The following is a 273-nucleotide window of genomic DNA, read 5'->3' as shown; positions in this document are numbered from 1 at the left end:
AGCCCGGCGCCAATGTATCGACCGTAAGGCTCTCTGTTGCAGTCAGGTTGGCATTACCTGCCACGTCCGTAACAATACCTGCCGGTACGTTCACAACCACATCGCCTTCAAAGTCCGCAGCCGGTACCAGCGTACCACTGAAGCTGCCATCGCCGTTGTCTACAAGGCCGGTCAATGTACCGTTAGCAATGTCCAGCAATCCCTCAAGCGCATCTGCCGTAAGCGGACTGCCATCAACCGCATTGACTGCTTCACCAAAGTCAATCGTGATTG

At 54.9% G+C, this 273-nt stretch carries 1 protein-coding gene; it reads right to left on the bottom strand.

All coding sequences use genetic code 11. The annotated features are described in order from the left end of the window. On the bottom strand, positions 1-273 hold a 273-nt coding region (locus C1642_RS15295), incomplete at both ends, for an Ig-like domain-containing protein (RefSeq protein ID WP_146035341.1).

Source organism: Acinetobacter sp. AKBS16 (assembly GCF_002899995.1).
Classification (GTDB): Bacteria; Pseudomonadota; Gammaproteobacteria; order Pseudomonadales; family Moraxellaceae; genus Acinetobacter; species Acinetobacter baumannii.
The sequence above is the reverse complement of the archived record's forward strand: the minus strand, read 5'-3'. Positions and strand labels throughout refer to the sequence as shown.